The organism is Alkalihalobacillus sp. BA299, from assembly GCF_017745675.1.
GTDB lineage: Bacteria > Bacillota > Bacilli > Bacillales > Bacillaceae_F > Alkalihalobacterium.
Window position 1 is genome coordinate 91275 of sequence record NZ_JAFLJM010000014.1, and the last position, 15103, is coordinate 106377.

Consider the following 15103-nt stretch of genomic DNA (forward strand, 5'->3'; position numbering starts at 1 on the left):
TTGAAAAAGGAACATACATTCGTATATAATATTGAATAATAAAATAATGAATGGTGTGTTGTTCATGTTTAAAGATCGTGGAATTGTAAAATGGCAACCGGCAGCATTTCTACCTGAACATAAAAGGATGCTAAAAGAAGTAGAAAAGGAACAAAATCGTAAACCTCGTGTAGAATTGGATATTCAAAAATTAGAAGAAATGAATGAAATCGTTTGTGAAGCGATGGAAAATAACAGTGAACTCTGTTTAGTTTACTACAAGAATGGGGAGCATAAAATCTTAATCGGTCATATACACTACTTAGATCCTATAAAGAAAGAATTTAGAGTCCTGGATAAATTTGAAGAAAAGTACATATTAAAAATGAGAGATATTATTGATATTAGATTTAATTAAAGGAGCATCATTAACCGATGCTCCTTTAATTAAAGTCTAAATAGTGCTTTATACTTTCAATCTCTCGAAACCTTATGTTTATTGTGTTGCCATTCAGCTAACCACTCGTTGTAATCCTTAATATATTGTTTTACCTCTGCTACTAACTCTGGAGGTGCATTTTCCGCTAAGTGTATTTCGTGGTTTCTGTCATAGTAAAAGTGTTCAGAATCCATAAAAGCAGGCGTTTCATTACGTATTAATATTGGCTCTTTACGTGGTACGATTTGTTGTAAAAAACCGTGAAAGATTACTATGTATAAGTGTAAGCCAATGGTTATCCCTGTTACTTTCAAAACGGTTAATATAGTACCTAACGTATAAGGGTCATCGTTTAGAAACATAAAATAAAATACGTTAGCTAGTACGGAATTAATAATAACGAAATAATATGATGCCTTTTGTATCGGTGTCATATCGCCACCCCCGTTAATTATTCATTATTATAAGTGATTGTTCTTTTTTATCCGCAAAAAACTGAGCAATAAACGCTATAAAGTTATTTTTTTCGATTATATCTTTATCCCATTTGTTAATAGAGTTATATTTTACTTGTTCATCGTTTATTAGCAAGTCATATATGTTATGGACGTAAATTATGCCCCAGTCCCTAGGATCTACTTGCATAGTTGGAAGGTCAAACTGCGTTCTAATTTCATCTAAATACTGCATAGTTAAATTTTTAGCACCGTAAAACTTTGTTATTACGTACTCAAAGTCTTCTATGCTTATTCCTACGATATTACCAAACTCTTCACTATTTTTTAATATCTGTTCTAAATACCATAATACAAAGGCTTGCGTATAGTACGCACATAAATGACCGTTCTTTAAATCTGATTCTTTTACGGCAGTTAAATAGTATTCACCGTTTTCATTCGCAATAAATACCTCTTCAAACAGTTCTTTAGGTACAATATATAACCAATACGCTACAAAACGTAATTGATTATCATCTAGGTTAAGTCCGTTTACTGTTGGTAAAAAAGCGTTTAAAAAGTCAGAATGTACGTGGTCCTCTTTTTTATATATTAACGGTTTAAATACGGATTTAAATTTGCCCCGTGTTAAAAACGTTTTGAATAACCCGTGTTGCATAATCCCACGTTTACCCATATAAATCCCTCCATAAGAAATTGTTACTATAATTATATCAAATATTTCCAAATAGTAGTTTAATACTGTTTAACCTCGTGTACTGTCGATATATTCAGTTACACAAAATAATTAATTTGTGATGTCAACAGTTGGAAAGAAATCGTTAATATAAAAAACCGACCACAGAGTATGTGTCGGTTTCTAGCAAAAAAATAATTAGACTATTATCAATTACAACTTACCCATAATATTTAGTAAGCTTTGGTAACTGTCTACATCATGGTATTTAACTTTACTTGTCGATATTTGATTAAAGAGTCGCTTTGCACATGCAATTTTAGCTTGCTCAATTGGACGAAGATTGAGACTTTCCATAGTCCCCTTTGTCTCAGCAATAAAATATATGTGTTTGACAGACCCTTTATTGAAAGCAATTGCCCAGTCTGGTGAGTAGCTACCTACAGGCGTAGGAATTGCAAAACCTTTTGGCAATTTTGCATACACACAAACTTCTTCAGCCATATCCATATCTTCGGCAAAACGTCGTTCTACACTTTTTTCTGCCAATCCGTCGGTAAAAACAAAATCCTGAACATGTTTTTTTGCTCGGAACGCTTTTGTAAAATCAACAGAACCTTTACCAGCTGTAAAAATACTACTGTCATACTGCTTTTCAATTTGGTCGTAGGAAATATGTTCAACTATCATTGTAGCCTTTTGTTCTTTTATCAACCGAATGGCTTTGGTGATAAATTCTTCTGGATTATGTTTAAACATTGCAAATATATGATTTTGAATACCAGACAAAATTTTAACAATTGTGCGTCGGGTAAGGGTAGTTCCTTCAGCAATTTTTCCTACCAAGTCATATTTGATTTGGCTTGTCTCTGCGTGTCGAAGGGTTTCTGTTCTTGTATTATCTTGATTGAAACTATCTCCACGACCAACTGCATTTTCATCTAAATCGGCAACTTGCTGACCAGAAATTACCGTGTATTGGAGTTTGGTGACAAACATTTTTTCGTTAATGTGTTTGATAGCTTTCTGAATCAGTTCTTCACTTTCAAATTCTACAGTATAAGCGTACTGATGGTTAATATATCCCCATAATGTTTGAAATTCCTTTTTAAAAAAATTGTCATTAAGGGGGTTTTCTTCAATCTTAGTATTATGGCCATTATCTACCATTTCTTTTAAAACACTTTCATCAAAAACACTTTGTATTAAAGTGTGCACACCTTCCCCTAAAGGTGTAAGTGTTTCAGGTAGAGGAGCTAGACAGTTATTTTCTAAATCATTTCGATAATCTTCAGTTACATTATCATTGTCGTCGATATAATCATTTTTAAGCAAATAACGGTAGATAGCCTTTGCATGTGTGACGTCTAGCACCACAGGTTGTTCTTCGACAATAATTGTCTTACCTGTAAAATACTCCTGTGTTGCTTTAGAAGGACGATCATAAAGTGCTTCTTTTATGCCTGTTTGTAAATCAGCTACGAAATTTCTATATCCTTCACTAGCAATAACAGTTAGTAAATTTATTGAATGTATAGAACTACCGCATTTTTCAAGATCCATACGTTCTCCATTTTGATTGACACAAAGGCGCAGACCACGACCTACTTCTTGACGCTTTTGTGTCGGACTAATTCCTCCATGCTTTAATGTACAAATTTGGAAAACGTTAGGATTATCCCAACCTTCGCGTAATGCAGAATGTGAAAAGATGAAACGAACAGGTTCTTTAAAGTCAAGAAGACGTTCTTTATTTTTTAGTATCAAATCATAGGCAGATATATCATCACTCTCGTCGCTGCCTCTTTTAGTAGGACTATCTACTTTACGTCCTTGTTTATCGATACTGAAATATCCCGTATGGGTTGCCTTTGGATCAATACTATTTAAATACCGGGAATATGGCGTATCTTCAAGGGTAATATAATTATTTAGAATACTTATATACTCTTGTTCAAACATTTCTCCGTATTCAGAGTTGACTTCTTCACCTTCCTCGTTATAGACACGATACTTGGCTACTTCATCAATAAAGAATAGGGAAAGTGTTTTAATTCCGAGTTCAAACAGTTGTTTTTCTTTTTCAAAATGGGAAATAATCGTTTCACGTATCTGAATACGACGCATATCCCTTTCTGATACATCTCCAACAACTTCACCTCGTGATATTACCTCTCCATTGGTGAAGGTTACTGTACCACGTACTGGATCAATTTCGCTGATATGGAACCCTCTGTACTGTTCCATATCATTAGATACCGAATAAAGGTTATCGTCAACACCAAGGATTCGAGTTTCACGGTTAATAGACTTTTGATATTTTATCTCCAACTCAATTCTGGCCATTGGAGGCTTGCTAGGAGATATAATAATATTTTCAAGATACAAATATTTATCTGTACCTCGAAAATTTTTAACCTCAAATCCTTTAACTTCTATTTTTTTTACCAAACGTTTGTTGTAGGCATCTACTGCATCTAAAACATACACTAAATTATGCTGATGAGCATGTGTAGCAGAGTAATTTAAGCAAAATAAAGGATTGAAATTCTCCAAAGCCTTCTGGGTCTTATCCCCACCCATCTTTTGTGGCTCGTCCAAAATGAGTATTGGACGATTTGCTTTGATTACATCAATAGGTCTACGACTGCCGAATTCATCTAATTTTTCGTATATTCGACGTGCCTCTTTACTTCTAGCACCTTCTTTCATCGAAGTATTAAATGCCTGAATGTTGATTATCATAACATTTATTCCAGCATCGGAACTAAAATGATCTAGTTCAGTAAGATTTTTACTGTTATAGATAAAGAAACGAGTCTTCTTACCGTAATGCTCCATAAAATGTTCTTGTGTGATTTCAAATGTCTTCTTTACACCTTCACGAATTGCAATAGAAGGAACAACTACAATAAATTTATTCCAACCGTATTTTTGATTTAATTCAAAGATAGTCTTTATGTAAACATAGGTTTTACCTGTTCCGGTCTCCATTTCTACATCTAAACTACATTTTCCTAGATGGCTAACTAAACTTTCTGACTGCTTTATGTTATTACGAGCCTGCATATTTCGAATATTTAAAAGCAATTGTTCACTTGATAAAGCAATACCAGAATTTTTAAATCCTGTTGTTTCATCTTCTTCTATCCCTTCTGGATCAGAAAACAAAGTTGTTTGATAATATTGCTTTTCTTCTTTTATTCCTAAATCTCGGACATAGCTCACACTATTGTTGAAAGGTTGTCCCGCAAATACATTCACAGCACTGTTAACAGCGTCGGTTTGATATTGTTGAACTTTAAATTTAAACTTCATTGTGAACCTCCTCTACAGAACCTTTCTTACGGTAGTAGGGCTATATGTTTCAAAAATTTGTTCAAAATTTGTTGCAACACTGTCACTTGCCATACTGCTGTCACGGAATACAGCATAATAAGGCTTCCTTTTCGCAATTTCAGTAATTACATCCCCATTCACATTACTATCAAAACAAGCGATTAGATAACCATCTGCCACGTCAAACACCTTTTTACCACCAATTTCCGTTTCCTCAATTTTACTTGATAGTAATACCCCTAAATCCAACATAACCTGGAACAATAAGTCTTCAGGTGTACGATCCGGTTTTATGTTGTCCTCATGGTCAAACAGGTCCTCTTGTGAATACTCGGAAGGGTTATAGAAAACATCCTGCATGTTTGTGGTATCCACTTTTAAAACGCGAAAACCGAAATCCAATTTATCCGCGACTTCTGGGTTTTCTTTTTGTATTTTTTTCCCTACACGTCTAATACGTTCTTTTCCAATTTCACTAATATTTTTGTATCCTTCTTTAAAAGCTGCCGATTTTTCATCTGTTTCCTCTGGTATTTGAATCATAATAAATTTTCTATTTCCCCCATCCTCAGCGTTTAACTGCATTACTGCATGAGCAGTCGTTGAGGAACCAGAAAAGAAATCAAGAATTACAGAATCTTTATTTAGCATAGTAGAGGCGTTAAGCAAAAATTTTATTAGCATAGTTGGCTTTGGAAAGCTAAAAACCTTTCCACCAAAAATATCGGAAATTTCTTTTGTTCCATCAAGTGACATTCCAATATCTTCAGGAAATCTTGTGCTTACTGGTTTAGTTCCAAAGTACTTTCCAGCTTTTTTCTCATCATCCTCTTTAAAATATCGAAAAGCTGGTTTTGATATATTTAGAAAATCATAGTCACCCGGAAATACTATTCTTTTCTCATCATAATATTTTTGAAAAGTATCAATTGTTATAGCCCATGTTCTATTAGGATTAGCTGGATATTGCTCACCAGTTTTTGGGTTTATCATTGTAAAATTGCTTTTTGGACGTTCACTGGCACTTGTTTGTTTTGTTAAGTCATGAATTCTCCAAGGTCTATTTGGTAAATCAGGTGTTTCATAATATCTTCTTTCTTTACCTTTAACACAACCGATGAAATCCTTTGATTTTGCACATGCAATAATCCACTCATAATCCTGGGAAATACCAAAAGGAACATCCGATTTAGCTGTCCGTTTTCTCCAAGGAAAAGTGGCTATGTAATTGGATCCACCGAAAATTTCTCTACAACACTTAACTAGATTATCAACTTCATTATCATCAATACTAATAAAAATTACACCATCATCACTTAACAAATCCTTCGCTAGCCTTAGTCGAGGGTAAATCATATTCAACCAATCTGTATGAAATCGACCATTACTTTCAAGGTTAGGCACAAGTCGATTTCCTTCTTCATCAAATTGCCCACTGTTAGCCAAGTACTCATCTGTATTTTGTACAAAGTCATCCTCATAAACAAAGTCATTACCAGTATTGTATGGAGGGTCAATATAGATTACATTTACCTTACCAAGATAGGTTTCTTGTAACAGCTTAAGGGCTTCCAAATTATCTCCTTCGATGTACAGGTTCTCAGTACTATCAAAATCCACACTTTCATCCCGATAAGGACGAAGTGTTTTGCCGATTGGAGCATTGGCCAGTAATATCGATTTTTTCTTGTCCGGCCATGTAAATTGGTACCTTTCCTCAGGGCCTTCTACTAAAATATTTGAAAGTTCTTGTCTCAGTACATCAAAATCAATGGCATTTTCAAGAATAGGGGAACCATCTTCCCTATAACCTTTAATAACTTCTGTTAAAGTGTTCGGAAATAGTTCCCCGATTTTTTTTATATTTTCATCTACTTTATCCAAGGAATGCATTTTCAATTTTCCCATATTTATTCCCCTTTTTCTTCAGCTAATTTTTTCTTCATTCTCTGAAGTTGAGTAAATTGTTCAAATTTCTTTTTAGGTTGTTTTTCTTTTCGAGAGATACGTTCTAATCTATCGATTTCCTTTTGTAGTTTAAGAATAATTTCCTGTTTCTCTAACCTTTCATCAACAGAAAGACTCTTGTTATGAGAAACCTTTTCTTCTTCCAAAGCAATTTGTTCGATAAATTCCTCCCAAATGGTATCAAGATTAAGACCTTTAGCATCCAGTTTCATGTTCTCTAATGGCATCCACTTGGTTTTATAAAGTTTGTTATAATAGATAGCCAATTGTCCATGTTCTTGGAATTTTAAAAGGAAGATCAATTTATGAGCATTTTGGCGTGCTATATTTTCAACGATCCGAAAGTCCATCTCCTTTTTTTTCAAATCAATGGAAAGTACGAGAATTTCGGATATTTCCTTACCCTTCTCAACGTTTAAAGTATCTGGTGCCAGTTTGTACTCCAATACTATGCGTCTTACATCTGATACAAATTTGTCTCGAACATCACCTTTAAGTGTAAGTCGTTTATAAAATGCCTCTTTTGGCATGATTCTTCCTACAGTTGTTTTGCTTGGAAATGTTAGCATTCTAACACCACCATAAAACAAATTAGATCAAAGTCATCAAGTCCAGAAATGTTTTCCGTCAAAAATGTCGTCTGTCCATCACCAAAAAAACTATCCAAATCACTCTCCTCTTTAACGGTAATAATGGACGAAATTGCATGTTGAAGCAAATTAGATATGCGGTCCATCTTTCTTCCATCTCTTGTTTCACGATTAAAGAATTGGCAGGCCTCAATATCTGGCTCTTTTTTGTCCCGAGAAAGATATCGCATCATATCAAGTATTGCTTTAGGTTCAAGATGATTTATAATAATCTCACCATCATCACCAATATAAACAATATAAAATGGATGAAGCCGATTATGACTTTCGGAATCTCCTAACCTATTCACATTTTTTAATATGAAGATTACACCAGGCTTTTCACCACGAACCACAGCATGAATACCATATGGAGTTCGTTCCAGATTTGGATGTTCTTTTATATATGCAAGTAAATCCATTCTAAACTCATTCAGACCCAAATCCATAATTGAAATACCAGTAGTCATTTCCTCAAGATCAACAACTTCATTCTGAAGTTTTTCCAACTGTTGGCGACGGTAGACTAAATCTCCATTTTCTTCTTGATTTATGTAATCATCATCACCTGTCGATGTCATAACAGATATTCGCATTCTTGATTCCACACGGCTCTTCAAGTTAATATAGTCATCTAACGTTATATCTGGCCAGAAGTTTACCAGTTGAATAACCGAATTCTTACTTCCTATGCGGTCAACTCGGCCGAAACGTTGGATAATGCGTACTGGGTTCCAGTGAATATCATAATTGATACAGTAATCACAATCCTGTAGATTTTGACCTTCAGAAATACAATCTGTAGCAATTAAAATGTCAATGTTGTTTTTATCGTTCGGCATTACCAATTCTTTTCCCTTTGAAACCGGGGAAAAACAGGTCAAAATTGTGTTCATATCATTTGGGAACTTTTGAATGGTGGTTTTACCTTCAATTGATCCCGTGATTAACGCACTATTTAATCCAAATTTATTTTTGACATAATTACTTACATTTTCGTATAAATATTCTGCTGTATCAGAAAAAGCAGTGAAAATAATAACTTTTTTATTCCCCGGGTTAATAGGATTATTGATTTTATTTTCTATGACTTTCAATAGTTCGTTTAGTTTAGAATCATATTTTGGAGTAATATCTTCAATCATAAGTATCAACAATTCAAGTAATTCCTTATCAGCCTCTAAATCACGCTGCCATGATAGGTAATCCATATCATTGATGTCTATTCTAAATTTTCTCCCAACTCGAAAAATGTCTATGTTTTGATCATCTAAATCCAAATCATCATAATCAATATCCCTTACAGTAATTTCAGTATTAGAACGAAATTCTTTTATTGTGTTTATCGTTTCGTTTATTTGCTCATAAATGCGTTTTACTGTCAATTTGAAGGAATGAACTGAACTCTCCATTCGTTTAAGCAGATTGATACTCATTAAACGACGAATTCCTTCCTCTCGTCCACTTTGGGATAAACGTTTACTTTCTTCCGAATCCAAATCGATATAATTACTTAACCTGCTTGCAAGAATATAGTTAGTAGGAGTGTAAATAGATAAATTCAATTCAGATAAGTGTTCATAAATTTGTTCATAGTTAATAGCATTATTCAACGTTGTCAACTTTGGACGTTTCGAAATTGGTTCATTTCGTTCCGGGAAAGTACCAATTTCAGAAGTATCATAATAACGCTGAATGTGCTTTCTTGAACGTGCAATAGTTACACTATCCAAAACCTCAAAAAAATCAAAACTTAATTGTTTAAGTAAAGAATCCGTTGTACGACGTTCAGGAGTCTGTTTACTCCAAGCATTATAGACTTTCTGTGCTTGGCGAAAAATCGTATCAATATCAGTTTTTGTGTTAAGTTTTTCGTTTAGCAGCTCTGAATTACCTTCATAGGCTAATGCAAGTTGATTTCGAAGATCATTAAAACGGTTGTTAACAGGAGTGGCAGAAAGCATTAAAACTTTCGTTTTCACACCAGGTCGAATAACCTTATTGAGTAATTTTAAATAACGATTTTCTTTCTCATCGAATTCTCCTGAAGTTGCACCACCGTTGCGGAAGTTATGAGATTCATCAATCACTACTAAATCGTAGTTTCCCCAATTGATGCGATCCAGTGGCAAGCCAATTACAGAATCCCCCCGTTCACGGGATAAATCAGTATGAAAGAGCACATCATAACGGAGACGGTCTTTTGCAAGAGGATTATTGATTAAATTACCTCTATAAGTCATCCAGTTATCTTTGAGTTTTTTAGGACAAAGTACAAGGACATTTTTATTACGATTTTCATAGTATTTGATAACTCCAAGTGCAGTAAATGTTTTTCCAAGACCAACACTGTCCGCTAGAATACAACCATTATACTGTTCAAGTTTATTTATGATTGCTAAAGCAGAATCTTTCTGAAAGTTATACAGTTTGTTCCAGATCAGACTCTCTTTAAAACCAGTTGCTTCGTTGGGGAGTACATCTTCTGAAATATCCTCAAGAAATTCACTAAATATATTATAAAGTGTCATAAAATAAATAAGTTCCGGTGAGTTTTCTTGATAAACAGCAGATATGTATTGAATTACTTCTTCGGTAACATCTTGTAATCGGCCCTCATCATTCCAAATATTATCGAAGAGTCGAACATATTCACTGCTAAATGGTGCTTCAAATTTATTCACCATATTATAGATGTTGTTACCTCTCTCACATCCAATATCAACTGTTGTAAATCCGTTTAGTGGCATATAGGTAAACTGTTGATTATCTGTTTGGACATTGAAGAATCCACCCATACTATCTTGTGTAGAGTTTGACTTAAAGGTAACTTTCTTGCGTATCCAGTCAGCACATTCTCTGGCGATTGCTTTTTGCGACAACTCATTTCTTAATTTCACTTCAAATTCAGTACCATAAAGGCTCGTTTCTCTTTGTAATCGAGGAATATAAAATTCGCGTTTTTCCTTTGGAGATTTTTCGGTGACAAATGTTGGGGAAGTAAAGATAAAACGCAAGGAATCAATATTACTTAATTGTCGCTTTAATTCCTTATATGCATATATTGAAAAACAAGCTGCTGCAATAGAAATACGGCTTCCTGGTGTAATGACTTTTTCTAAATCATCTTTCACTATTTTAGTAGTATTATTGAACACTTCCATATAGGTCTTTCCTCCCCACATTAAAAAATAGTATATATTACGAATTAAAATAGTTTACTATTCTATTATCATATCAAAAGAAAACCATCTACGATGTCTTAATTCTGGCTTTTTTCCTTTTTCCACAATCTCTCTACTATTAGGTAAGATATTCTCTGTTATCAAAATTGTTAAATCCGTACTTTAAACTTTTAAAAGAATAACTATGCTACTATTTTACCAAATAATTAACAGTTAAATAAGAAAAAATGTTCTATACCTATTTTTTAGTTCAAAAAAAATCACCTACTGAAAGGTGATTTTTAAGTAATTTCTCTTGATTAATAGTAGGGGATAATTTCTTGATTAAAAAATGCTTTCACATCTTGAAGATTAGTTAACTTGTTTTTAATAGGCAACGCATCTAATACTCTATGTTTATAATCATTTGTAGCAGCGTCAGATACACGTTGATCCAGAATTGTTAATAATCCTTTATCAAATTCAGAACGAATAAGTCTACCTGCTCCCTGCCTTAATTTTGTGATCATTTCAGGTAAAATAACTTCATTAAAACCATCTTTGGATTGCTGCGTTTTATAATTAATTATGGGGTCGGGAACTGGAAAAGGAAGTCTAGTTACAATAACTGAAGATAAATCTAGTCCTTTTATGTTTATCCCTTCCCAAAACACTCCTGTAGACAATAAAATACCTTTTAGATGTATGAATTCATCTATAATACTATTTTGATTAGATCCCTCTATTTGCTTAAGAATAGATAAAGCTGATTCCCTAACAATTAAATTATTATAAACAGTGTCTAGGTCTTCTTTGGAAGTAAATAAAACTAATGTCCTTCCTTGAGTGATTTTCCCTAATTTCAAAATCTCTTCCGTAATTTGATTCAAATACTGTTTTTTTTCGTTAGTAGGATGTGCAATTCCATTTGGTATATAAAGCCTTGAATTAAGATTATATGGAAAAGGAGATTCTTTTGGTTCGGTTACATCTTCCTGGTATCCAATTGAATCCATTTGATATTTATATTTTTCTTCCAAAGTATTACCAGGCTGTGTTAATGTAGCTGAAGTTAAAATAACAGGTTTATTGAAATGATGTTCAAATAGAATTTCATTTAAAGTTCCTGCAATGTCTTTGGGAGCAAAACAGATTTTTAGGCTTTTTAAGTTTTTATGCTTTCCTATTTCTGCCCAAAATAGGAGATTTGAAGAAGTTTGTTTATCAAGTTCAGTTAAAAGAGTCGTAAATTCAATAACTTTTGATAATAATTCCTCTTGTTCACGTTCATCAAAAGTAGTATGCAATTCAATCCTATCTCTAATTGCATACATATAATCTATTAATAGAGTAGGGTTATATTTTAACAATCCAATATTAATACGTTCTGAATGTTCTACATGGGATTGATTTAGTTCGTTCTTTGCAAATTGCCAAAAATCACTAAATAAATCATTAACCTCTTTCTTAGAGTGTTTAATAAGTTCCTTTATCTCTTTAAAATCGTATCTTCTTGATAGCAAATTAGTTACATCTTTAAGTAAAACTTCAACCTTTTTTAAACCCCATTCTTTAGTTAAAGCATTCCTAGTTTTTTCTTCAAGATTATGTGCCTCATCAATAACTAATAATGAATGATTTTCCGTTATAAAAGCACTGTAACCTTCACTTACTCTCAATAGATTTGCAATTAATAAGTCTTGGTTAACAATGATTACATTATGATTTAAGAATCCTTTAATTGCTTCTCTCATCATATAAAATCTACAATTCTGCTTATAATCACATTTTTCAAATTTACATTTATCTACAGAAATACGGTCCCAAATTTTGTTTTCTATCGGCTTAGGAGCTTCGCCTCTATCCTGATTGTTTGATTCTACTACCCAATCAGTGATCCATTTTGGTATATCTTTTAAATTGGACAAATTTTGGAGAACTTTATCTTGACAAGCATAGTTATTTCTTCCTTTACCTACAATAGACATTGCGGGTATACCTGCAATCGAAGATGCTAATTTTACATCATTTTGTAGTTGTTCAGTTAATTGAATCGTTGAAGTCGCAATTATTATTGGTTTAAACGAATACTTACTTAATATTAACCCAGGAATTAGATACCCTAATGACTTTCCAATACCTACACCTGCCTCAACCATTAATTTTCTCTTATCCCTAATTGCTTCAGCTATATCTAAAGCAAGGTTAAACTGACCCTCTCGACTTTCAAAACCCATTGATTCTAGTTGATCAAAAATATCAAATGTTGCTTGGACAAATAATTCATCACGAGATTTTTTTATTTTTACAGCATGTTGAGCATCGTTAAACCAAACCATATAATATTTTGTCCTCCGATTTTTAAGACTTTATTAAAGAGAATACTAGCTATATAAATTTTACAAAAAAAAATTAGAAAGTACAAACATACATTCTCTATTTTTGATAAGATTCTACTTAATAAAAAAGCCCTGATTTATCAGGACATTAGAATTCATTTGGATTTTTGGTAAATGTCTTAACGTATATAAAACAAGGAACATCCTTGTTGAGATTTTTTAACGTACAAAAATTTACATAAATATTCCAATCATTATTTTATTTGATTAGTTATCCTCTTTTTTTGAATTTGACCAATTCTTTTTTCTTTCTTTCCTCTCAAGATTTCCTATAAGATTATCAATAGATCTTTCTACCTCTTCTGACTTCGGAAAAACCTTTTCCTCATTTTCAATTAAAGTTTTAACTAAAGACGGCTCCAATTCGTCTAGACTATCAAAAGACTCTATTTTCTTTAACATATGATTAGAACTAGGGTCCCATTTCATAAGGTCATATTTATTTCCATTTTCCCTTAAATAATATTCAAATGTTGATTTTTTAGATTCACTGATACTAACAACCTTCATCATCTTCCTCCTTTTAGTTACGTTTGTGCATTTGTTATATCGGTCATTAGGCCATATATTTTATGGTTCTCTCCTTAATCTAAGCGTATCGGCTATTTTTGCATAAATTATGATAATGAATATGAGGAATATAACGCTTACTCCTGTTGAAAACCATATACTAAACTTCCAGGTTATTAAGAGAGATGTTCCAAATATAATAATAAGTGATATTAATAAATGTCTTCGCCAATTTATTGCGTCAGAAGTAGCTAATTGTAGGAAAGCATAAAATAAATAAACAAAAGACATTACATAAGCAGATATTATAACAACATTTATACCCATTTGAATCTTCCTACCCTCTTACTTTATTTCAGATTAATTGAATACCAGATTTTCTAATTCTTCTTTTCCATCCCATTCAATATAATGGAGACCTTTATTCTTATAATGTTGCTCTTTTTCTCTTAACCTTTTTTCATATCCTTCATTATCCAACAATCCCGCTACTTCGATAATGGTATTAGGCTTATTATCAGTAAGGATGAAATCAGGAAGAAGATCATCTCCTACTGACATAATTTGCGGTTTTTTAAATGAAATTTGCTTTGACATAAGATATTTCAACATTTTTTCTTCTAAGGAAGAGTCAATAGGGATCATTGTATTTTCTTCTGCTGGAACAAAGATAATCTCTTTATCTCGTAATATTCCATTAGAATCTTTATCTCTCCATATTACCCAATACCCAGTACTTACAGCTGCTTTGGTAAAAGTCGCTTCCTCAAATATCCATTGAGGTACTTTGTGTTCGTAAATAAATGAAGTTGGTTCAGCTAATGAATACATAGGGATAGAAATAAACTTCCCATCCTTTTGATATTGGTCTTTCCTTCCCCATCCGACGATAAATTGATGTTTTTTAAAATGATATTTAAACTTTTCATTGGTTAAATAGAGAACACTTTTAAGATTTGTCTTATTTACAACCGTTTCGCAACAAGCTTTATAAAGACGTTTGTCAATATTTCTTTCCTGTTCAGGTTTGAATGTATGGATCTCATATTTTTGTATTAAAGTTAAAAACAAAAAGCGTAAAGCGGATTTAGGTACAGATGGAATGCCAGGAATAGAATTAGATGTAAGTTTGGATTTTTCAGGACCCTTGTTATCCGTTTTTTCCTTCTGTTTTTTATCCTTAAGTGTACACTCAATAGTACCATCATCTAAGACGTTAATTCCTAAAGATCCCAAATGATTTCTGTACAATGTATTGTAAGTACAGTCCTCTGAATGTTCGATATTTTTTTTAGAATTAGAAGCATTGTTCGCAGGAAAATAAACATTTCTTGAGCTCTTTTTAATGTGCATTAACGGATACTGGTTTTCTGTTTGGTTACATAAACACTCAATAGTTGCACCTTTACCATGCCACCGCTTATATAGATTAGTCCGTACATCCTCACTATAATTGGTTATATCGTACACCTTTCCATCTACTCGCCATGCAGCCATTCTTCCTCCCCCTTTGATTGTTAATTTCCGTTAAGTAAACCTCCA

10 protein-coding genes are annotated in these 15103 nt (G+C 32.9%); 1 reads left to right on the forward strand and 9 read right to left on the reverse strand.

What is annotated here, in order from left to right:
• Nucleotides 1–64: 64 nt before the first annotated feature.
• Nucleotides 65–397: a YolD-like family protein gene (locus tag J0N78_RS17890; RefSeq protein ID WP_209124470.1), complete on the forward strand. Its 333-nt coding sequence runs from the start codon at nucleotides 65–67 to the stop codon at nucleotides 395–397.
• A 56-nt stretch (nucleotides 398–453) separates the two neighbouring features.
• On the opposite strand, the gene J0N78_RS17895 is transcribed toward J0N78_RS17890, so the two are convergent.
• The 9 genes from J0N78_RS17895 to J0N78_RS17935 form a co-directional block, all read right to left on the reverse strand.
• A complete protein-coding gene (locus J0N78_RS17895; RefSeq protein ID WP_209124471.1) occupies nucleotides 454–852 on the reverse strand; it encodes a hypothetical protein in 399 nt (132 codons plus the stop codon).
• A gap of 13 nt (nucleotides 853–865) precedes the next feature.
• Nucleotides 866–1552, reverse strand: coding sequence for a hypothetical protein (locus J0N78_RS17900; RefSeq protein WP_209124472.1), 687 nt, complete (start codon nucleotides 1550–1552; stop codon nucleotides 866–868).
• A gap of 213 nt (nucleotides 1553–1765) precedes the next feature.
• Nucleotides 1766–4870, reverse strand: a complete 3105-nt coding sequence (locus J0N78_RS17905) for a type III restriction-modification system endonuclease (protein ID WP_209124473.1) — start codon at nucleotides 4868–4870, stop codon at nucleotides 1766–1768.
• 12 nt (nucleotides 4871–4882) lie between these two features.
• Nucleotides 4883–6784, reverse strand: a complete 1902-nt coding sequence (locus J0N78_RS17910) for a site-specific DNA-methyltransferase (RefSeq protein WP_247747411.1) — start codon at nucleotides 6782–6784, stop codon at nucleotides 4883–4885.
• 17 nt (nucleotides 6785–6801) lie between these two features.
• Nucleotides 6802–7428, reverse strand: coding sequence for a DUF4391 domain-containing protein (locus J0N78_RS17915; RefSeq protein ID WP_209124475.1), 627 nt, complete (start codon nucleotides 7426–7428; stop codon nucleotides 6802–6804).
• Nucleotides 7422–10652 (reverse strand): helicase-related protein, encoded by a 3231-nt coding sequence (locus tag J0N78_RS17920; RefSeq protein WP_209124476.1) that lies wholly within the window; start codon nucleotides 10650–10652, stop codon nucleotides 7422–7424. The genes J0N78_RS17915 and J0N78_RS17920 overlap by 7 nt, the downstream gene beginning before the upstream one ends.
• Before the next feature lie 320 nt (nucleotides 10653–10972).
• Entirely contained in the window at nucleotides 10973–12991 is a 2019-nt protein-coding gene (locus tag J0N78_RS17925; protein ID WP_209124477.1) for an ATP-dependent DNA helicase, read from the reverse strand.
• A gap of 267 nt (nucleotides 12992–13258) precedes the next feature.
• Nucleotides 13259–13561, reverse strand: a complete 303-nt coding sequence (locus tag J0N78_RS17930; RefSeq protein ID WP_209124478.1) for a hypothetical protein — start codon at nucleotides 13559–13561, stop codon at nucleotides 13259–13261.
• Between the two features lie 360 nt (nucleotides 13562–13921).
• The gene (locus tag J0N78_RS17935) at nucleotides 13922–15058 is read right to left on the reverse strand and encodes a hypothetical protein (RefSeq protein ID WP_209124479.1); all 1137 of its coding nucleotides are present in this window, start codon (nucleotides 15056–15058) and stop codon (nucleotides 13922–13924) included.
• Nucleotides 15059–15103: the final 45 nt, after the last annotated feature.

What these genes read in the sequence shown, in the direction of transcription:
- J0N78_RS17890 (WP_209124470.1), top strand. Translation starts at nt 65, where the DNA reads ATGTTTAAAGATCGTGGAATTGTAAAATGGCAACCGGCAGCATTTCTA.
- J0N78_RS17895 (WP_209124471.1), bottom strand. Translation starts at nt 852, where the DNA reads ATGACACCGATACAAAAGGCATCATATTATTTCGTTATTATTAATTCC.
- J0N78_RS17900 (WP_209124472.1), bottom strand. Translation starts at nt 1,552, where the DNA reads ATGGGTAAACGTGGGATTATGCAACACGGGTTATTCAAAACGTTTTTA.
- J0N78_RS17905 (WP_209124473.1), bottom strand. Translation starts at nt 4,870, where the DNA reads ATGAAGTTTAAATTTAAAGTTCAACAATATCAAACCGACGCTGTTAAC.
- J0N78_RS17910 (WP_247747411.1), bottom strand. Translation starts at nt 6,784, where the DNA reads ATGCATTCCTTGGATAAAGTAGATGAAAATATAAAAAAAATCGGGGAA.
- J0N78_RS17915 (WP_209124475.1), bottom strand. Translation starts at nt 7,428, where the DNA reads ATGCTAACATTTCCAAGCAAAACAACTGTAGGAAGAATCATGCCAAAA.
- J0N78_RS17920 (WP_209124476.1), bottom strand. Translation starts at nt 10,652, where the DNA reads ATGGAAGTGTTCAATAATACTACTAAAATAGTGAAAGATGATTTAGAA.
- J0N78_RS17925 (WP_209124477.1), bottom strand. Translation starts at nt 12,991, where the DNA reads ATGGTTTGGTTTAACGATGCTCAACATGCTGTAAAAATAAAAAAATCT.
- J0N78_RS17930 (WP_209124478.1), bottom strand. Translation starts at nt 13,561, where the DNA reads ATGAAGGTTGTTAGTATCAGTGAATCTAAAAAATCAACATTTGAATAT.
- J0N78_RS17935 (WP_209124479.1), bottom strand. Translation starts at nt 15,058, where the DNA reads ATGGCTGCATGGCGAGTAGATGGAAAGGTGTACGATATAACCAATTAT.